At 74.1% G+C, this 5,981-nt stretch carries 7 protein-coding genes; 2 read left to right on the top strand and 5 right to left on the bottom strand.

Annotated elements, in window-relative coordinates:
* Together ETD96_RS39860 and ETD96_RS39855 are read right to left on the bottom strand one after the other, a co-directional pair.
* Positions 1-220, bottom strand: a 220-nt coding sequence (locus ETD96_RS39860) for a GlsB/YeaQ/YmgE family stress response membrane protein (protein WP_138641666.1), incomplete at its 3' end; no start/stop codon positions are given.
* A 30-nt stretch (positions 221-250) separates the two neighbouring features.
* A complete protein-coding gene (locus ETD96_RS39855; RefSeq protein ID WP_138641665.1) occupies positions 251-910 on the bottom strand; it encodes a TetR/AcrR family transcriptional regulator in 660 nt (219 codons plus the stop codon).
* A 196-nt stretch (positions 911-1,106) separates the two neighbouring features.
* Here ETD96_RS39855 and ETD96_RS39850 point away from each other — a divergent pair, with 196 nt between their 5' ends.
* Positions 1,107-2,279 (top strand): FAD-binding oxidoreductase, encoded by a 1,173-nt coding sequence (locus tag ETD96_RS39850; protein ID WP_138641664.1) that lies wholly within the window; start codon positions 1,107-1,109, stop codon positions 2,277-2,279.
* A 34-nt stretch (positions 2,280-2,313) separates the two neighbouring features.
* The gene (locus ETD96_RS39845; protein WP_138641663.1) at positions 2,314-3,774 is read left to right on the top strand and encodes a DHA2 family efflux MFS transporter permease subunit; all 1,461 of its coding nucleotides are present in this window, start codon (positions 2,314-2,316) and stop codon (positions 3,772-3,774) included.
* 36 nt (positions 3,775-3,810) lie between these two features.
* On the opposite strand, the gene ETD96_RS39840 is transcribed toward ETD96_RS39845, so the two are convergent.
* From ETD96_RS39840 to ETD96_RS47990, 3 genes are read right to left on the bottom strand one after another with little or no spacing between them, the layout of a single operon-like run.
* Positions 3,811-5,100 (bottom strand): cytochrome P450, encoded by a 1,290-nt coding sequence (locus tag ETD96_RS39840; RefSeq protein WP_138641662.1) that lies wholly within the window; start codon positions 5,098-5,100, stop codon positions 3,811-3,813.
* Between the two features lie 46 nt (positions 5,101-5,146).
* Positions 5,147-5,806 carry a response regulator transcription factor gene (locus ETD96_RS39835; RefSeq protein WP_138641661.1) on the bottom strand — a complete coding sequence of 220 codons (660 nt, stop codon included), beginning with the start codon at positions 5,804-5,806 and terminating at the stop codon, positions 5,147-5,149.
* Complete coding sequence (locus ETD96_RS47990; protein WP_338072659.1) at positions 5,803-5,967, bottom strand: hypothetical protein; 165 nt, start codon at positions 5,965-5,967, stop codon at positions 5,803-5,805. Before ETD96_RS47990 ends, ETD96_RS39835 begins: the two co-directional genes overlap by 4 nt.
* Positions 5,968-5,981: the final 14 nt, after the last annotated feature.

Genomic DNA, 5,981 nt, shown 5'->3' with positions numbered 1-5,981 from the left:
CCGCGAGGCCGACCTGGAAGGCGAGTTCGATCCAGTCGATGCCGGACGTCGTCGCCACGCCGACCCGCTGCGCGATCGCGGTGCCGACGATCGCGGCGACGATGCCGACGAGCACGGTCAGCAGGACCCCGATGGGCTGGCGGCCGGGCAGCAGCAGCCGGCCCAGCGCGCCGATGATCGCCCCGATGATGATCGCGCTGATGATGCCTGTGATGTTCATGCCGTCCCTGTGCCCACTGCGGACGGGCTCTCACCTGGCCTGATCGTCGCCCATCGCGCCCAGGTCGGCGAAGGTCAGGGCCGGGCCGGCGAGGCCGGACGGGGGGCCGGGCGCGGCGCGCAGGCCGTCGATGATCACGTCGAGGTGGCGGTGCGCGAGGTCGTCGGCGACGTTCCGGGGCAGCGGGCCCGGCATCGGGCGGGACAGCCGGACGAGCAGCATCCCGACGTCGCCGTGGGTGACGTCCGGGCGCAGGTCGCCGTCGCGCTGCGCCGTGGCAACGAGGTCCTGCATGACGGCGACGCCGTCGGCGCGGACGGCGGCGATGTCCTCGTCGTCGAACGGGATCTCCTCCAGGAGGACGGGGAAGACGGCGCCGATGCGGATGTCCAGGACGCGGTGCAGGTAGCGGACGAGGGCGGCGAAGGCGGTCGGCTCCTCGTCCCGCGCGCGCTTGGCCTCTTCGGTGCTGCGCTCTAGGGCGTCCAGGGCGACGGCCCTGGTCAGGGCCTGCCGGTCGGGGAAGCGGCGGTAGAGCGTCGCGATGCCGGTGCCCGCGCGCTTCGAGATCTCCTCCAGGGGTGCGCCCGGGCCTTGCTCGACGAAGACCTCGGCGGCCGCGGCGAGGATCCGCCTGCGGTTGTCGCGCGCGTCGGCCCGCAGCGGGCGTTCTTTCTGCTTCTGCCCCATGGCCTTGAGCGTAGCAAGCATGTGGAGGGAGTTCCTCCAATTTCCAAGTAGTCACGATCATTGACTATCAAGAAGAGTGACTATACCGTCGGCGGGGTCGGGCACCGAGAACGTCCGGAAGTAAGTGGAGACAAATCCTCCGTTCGGTGTTACGGTGCGAATAAGTGGAGAAAAAACCTCCGGAAGGATCGAGATCATGAACACCACCGCCCTCCCCCGCCGGACCGGACCGCTGACCGTCGACGCCACCGGGCCCGCGGACGTGCGCGCCGCGGTCCTCGCGTCCCGCGAGCGGGGCCTGCCGCTGACCGTCCAGGCCACCGGGCACGGCACGCTCGTCCCGACGGACGAGGGGATGCTGCTGAGGACGTCCCGCATGGCGGGCGTGCTCGTCGACCCGGCCCGCCGCGTCGCCCGCGCCGGGGCCGGCGCCCGCTGGAGCGACGTCATCGCCGCCGCCGCGCCGCTGGGGCTCGCCCCGCTGTCCGGTTCGCACGCGTCCGTCGGCGTCACCGGCTACACGCTCGGCGGCGGCGTCGGGCCGCTGTCCCGCCGCTACGGGTTCGCCGCCGACCATCTGCTGCGCGCCCGGATCGTCACCGCCGACGGCCGCTACCTGACCGCCGACGCCGACCGCCACCCGGAGCTGTTCTGGGCGCTGCGGGGCGGCGGCGGCAACTTCGGTGTGGTCACGTCGCTGGAGTTCCGCCTCCACCCGGTCTCGACGGTGTTCGCGGGGACGGCGCTTTTCCCCGCCGAGCGCGCCGCTGACGTGCTCACCCGGTTCCGGGACGAGGCGGACACCCGCCCCGACGAACTGACGGTGTCGGTCGCCCTGGCCGACCACGACGTGCACGGCCGGGTCGTCGTGCTGCGCGGGGCCTACGCCGGTTCCGCCGAGGACGGCGCGCGCGCGTTGCGCTCACTGCGCGAGGCAGGCGGCCAGGCCCTGCACGACGACTTCCGCACGATGCCCTACGCCGAGACCGAGTCGCTCGGCGGCACCGCACCCCACCACTTCCACCTGCACGCCGACCTCCCCGACGCCCTGATCGCCGCGATCGCCGCCTCCCGCGCCGCCGGCATCGAGGTGCGGCACTGGGGCGGCGCGATGGCCCGTCCCGCTCCGGACGCGGGCCCGGTCGGGCACCGGGACGTCCCGTTCTCGCTCACCGTCGACGGCACCGCCGACGACGACGCGGCGCTCGCGCCGTTCGCGACCGGCGGCTCGTTCCTGAACTTCCTGCACGACACGTCCCGGACGGCGACCGCCTACACGCCCGGCGACCTGCGGCGGCTGCGCGAGGTCAAGCGCGCCTACGACCCGCAGAACGTGTTCCACCGCAACCACAACATCCGGCCCGCCTGACCGCCCGGCCCGTCTGAAATGCGAGGAAACCGCCATGACCGCAACGCACACCGCACACGCACCCGCACCCGACTCCGCGCAGAAGCTCGACCGGGGCCTCGTCGCGCTCGGCATCGCGGTGGTGCTCGGCGCCATCATGTCGATCATCGACGCGACCGCCGTCAACGTCGCCACCCGCACGCTCGCCGCGGACTTCGGGGCGCCGCTCACGTCCGTCCAGTGGGTCCTGACCGGCTACATGCTCGGCCTCGCCGCCGTCATCCCGGCCACCGGCTGGGCCACCGACCGGTTCGGGGCCCGCCGCGTCTGGATCGCCGCGCTGCTGCTGTTCCTCGCCGGCTCCACGCTGTCCGGCCTCGCCTGGTCGCTGCCCGCGCTGATCGGCTTCCGGATCGTGCAGGGCGTCGGCGGCGGCATGATCATCCCGGTCGCGCAGACCGTCCTCGCGCAGGCCGCGGGCCCCGCCCGGATGGGACGCGTGATGGGCTTCATCGGCCTGCCCATGCTGCTCGGCTCCGTCGCCGGCCCGATCGTCGGCGGGCTGATCCTCTCGTCCGCCGGCTGGCGCTGGATCTTCCTCGCCAACCTGCCGCTCGGCGCCGTCGCGGTCGTCGCCGCGCTGCGCCTGCTGCCCCGCTCGACACCGCGGCCCGCCTCGCTGGACGTGCGCGGCCTGCTCCTGCTGTGCGGCGGCGTGGCCCTGTTCACCTACGGCACCACCGAGGCGGGACGTCCCGGCGGGCTCGGCGAACCGCGCACCTGGGCGATCGCCGGCATCGCCGCCGCGCTGATCGCGCTGTACGTCCGGCACGCGCGCCGCCGCCCCGCGCTGATCGACATCGCGCTGTTCCGGCACCGCGGCTTCACCGCCGCCGCGGTGACCAACGTCGTCGTCGCCGTCGCGCTGTTCGGCGTCCTCGTCCTGCTGCCGCTGTACTGGCAGGTCGTGCGCGGCCACGGCCCGCTCGCCACCGGCCTCCTGCTGGCGCCGCAGGCGCTCGGCGCCGCCGTCGCCATGCCCCTCGCCGGACGGATCACCGACCGGCTCGGCGCGGGCGTCGTCGTCCCCGCCGGCATCGTCCTCGGACTGGTCGGCACGGCCGCCTACACCCAACTCGGCGCGGACACCCCGGTGGCCGTCCTGGCCGCCGCCCTGTTCGTGCTCGGCCTCGGCCTCGGCGCGACGATCATGCCGTCGATGGCGGCGGCCTACCAGTCGATGCCGCCGCACCTCATCCCCCGCGCGACCAGCGCCATCAACACCCTCCAGCGGATGGGCGCGTCCGTCGGGACGACGGTGCTCGCCGTGGTCCTGCAACGCGAGATCAGCGCCCGGACGCCCGGTCTCGCCGCCCTCGGCCCGCTGCCCGACGCGACCCGCCAGGCCGTGGCGCCCCAACTGGCGGCCGCCTTCGGCCACGCCTTCTGGATCGCGCTGGGCATCGCCGTCCTGGCACTGGTGCCGGCGCTGCTGCTGCCCCGCACGAAGTCCTGACCGGCCGGTGGTCCCGGGTCCCGCGCGGACCCGGGATCACCTGCGCGAGACCCGCATGGGGACCACCCCGGCCGGACGGTACGTGATCTCCGCGCGCGCCCGCACGTCCACGCCCGGCACCAGGTCCAGCCGGTGGGTGCGGCTGATGGCGGCCAGCACCAGCGTCGCCTCCAGCATCGCGAACCCGGCCCCGACGCAGATGCGCCTGCCGCCGCCGAACGGCAGGTAGGCGTACCGGGGGCGCTGCTGCTCCCCCATGAACCGCTCCGGCTGGAAACCCTCCGGGTTCGGCCACACGTCCACGTTCCGGTGCACCAGGTACGGCGGGACGGCGATGGTCGAACCGGCGGGGATCCGCACCCCGGCGACCACGTCGTCCTCGACCGCGTCGCGCTCGATCGTCCAGGCCGGCGGGTAGAGGCGCATCGCCTCCGAGATGACGGCCTTCGTCCACGGCAGCTGATCGGCGTCGTCGGCCTTCGGCTCCCTGCCGCCGAGGACGTCGTCGACCTCCGCCTCCAGCCGGTCCCTGGCGGCCGGGTAGCGCGACAGCAGCATCAGCGTCCACGCCAGCGCGGCCGCGGTGGTCTCGTGCCCGGCCAGCAGAAGCGTCAGGACCTCGTCGCGGAGCTCCTCGGCGTCGAGTTCGCCGCGCTCCTTGAGCAGGACCAGCATCTCGCCGCCGTCCGGGCCCTCGACGACCCGCTGCACCATGCCGTCCAGGTAGTCGAGCGCGCCGCCGAGCCCCGGCACCCGCCGGTAGATCTCCCGCTTCGCCAGCCCGCCCGGCAGGAACGTCCCGACGACTGCGCCGCGCTGCAGCGCCTCCAGCGCCCGCCCGACGCGCGGCGCCTCACCGGCGAGCGCGCTGCCGAAGAGCGCCCGCCCCACGATGTCCAGGGTGAGTTTGCGCAGCTCGGCCGCCGCGTCGAGCGTCACCCCGTCCGGCCACCGCTCGACGCCCTCGACGGCCGTCTCCACCATCTGCGTCCCGAACCCGACGACGTGCCGCTGGGAGAACACCGGCTGCATCAGCCGCCGGTGCCGCCGCCAGATGTCGCCCTCACTGGTCAGCAGCCCGTCCCCGAGGACGGCCCGCAGCGGCCGGTACGTGAACGCCTTCACATAGTTGTCCTGGTTGGCCACCAGCACCCGCTCGGCGTGCTCGGGCCGCGACAGCAGGTAGAACGCCCGCCGCGGCCCGAACGGCACGCGCACCGCGTCCCCGTACCGCCGGGCGAGCCCCCGGTACGTGTCCAGCGGATCCCGGGCCATCCGCCCCCACCAGCGCGCCGCCTCAAGGTTCCCGGGCCCCATGACGTCCATACCCCCACCGTAAAACCGGCGCCTGCCTCCGGCCACCCCGCCTGGTCTAGGGGCGCAGGCGGTAGCCGGTGCCGCGCACCGTCTCGAACCGGTCGGCGCCCAGCTTGCGGCGCAGGTAGCGGACGTAGACGTCCACGACGTTGGAGCCAGGGTCGAAGTCGAAGCCCCACACGTGCGCGAGCAGTTGCTCCCGCGTCAGCACCTGGTCGGGGTTGCGGCAGAACATTTCGGCGAGGGCGAACTCTCGGGCGGTCAGCTCGGCCGTCCGTCCGGGCACGTGGGCGCGGCGTGTCCGCAGGTCGAGGGACAGGTCGCCGACGCGCAGCAGCGTCGGCTCGGGGATCCGGTCGGCGCGGAGCCGCAGCCGCACCCGCGCGAGCAACTCCTCGAACGCGAACGGCTTCGCGATGTAGTCGTCGGCGCCGCCCTCCAGGCCCGCGACGGTGTCGGCCACGCCATCGCGGGCGGTCAGGATGATGACGGGCAGCCCGACGCGCTCCTCGCGGAGCCGGCGCAGCACGGTGAACCCGTCCCGCAGCGGCAGCCCGATGTCGAGGATCATCAGGTCGTACGCGCCGCACCGCGCCTGCTCGTAGGCGGCGACGCCGTCCGCGGCCACGGCCGTGCCGAACCCCGCCGCGCCCAGGCCCTTCTCCAGGAACGAGGTGATGCGCGGCTCGTCCTCGGCGATCAGGATCCGGCTCATGCGTCCTCCCTCTCCTGCCCGTCGCCCGCGAGAACCTCCACAGAGCCCTCCTGAACCGGACGCAACGGCAGCTCCAGGACGAAGCAGGCGCCCCCGCCGACCGGGTGCTCGACCCGGGCGCGCCCGCCGTGCGCCCGCGCGATCGACGCCACGATCGCCAGGCCGAGCCCGGCCC

Source organism: Actinomadura geliboluensis (assembly GCF_005889745.1).
In the GTDB taxonomy this organism is placed as follows: domain Bacteria; phylum Actinomycetota; class Actinomycetes; order Streptosporangiales; family Streptosporangiaceae; genus Spirillospora; species Spirillospora geliboluensis.
The sequence above is the reverse complement of the archived record's forward strand: the minus strand, read 5'-3'. Positions and strand labels throughout refer to the sequence as shown.

Bases quoted from the DNA above. Each gene is read 5' to 3' on its own strand.
- ETD96_RS39840 (WP_138641662.1), bottom strand. From the start codon at position 5,100: ATGGACGTCATGGGGCCCGGGAACCTTGAGGCGGCGCGCTGGTGGGGG.
- ETD96_RS39835 (WP_138641661.1), bottom strand. From the start codon at position 5,806: ATGAGCCGGATCCTGATCGCCGAGGACGAGCCGCGCATCACCTCGTTC.
- ETD96_RS39845 (WP_138641663.1), top strand. From the start codon at position 2,314: ATGACCGCAACGCACACCGCACACGCACCCGCACCCGACTCCGCGCAG.
- ETD96_RS39855 (WP_138641665.1), bottom strand. From the start codon at position 910: ATGGGGCAGAAGCAGAAAGAACGCCCGCTGCGGGCCGACGCGCGCGAC.
- ETD96_RS39850 (WP_138641664.1), top strand. From the start codon at position 1,107: ATGAACACCACCGCCCTCCCCCGCCGGACCGGACCGCTGACCGTCGAC.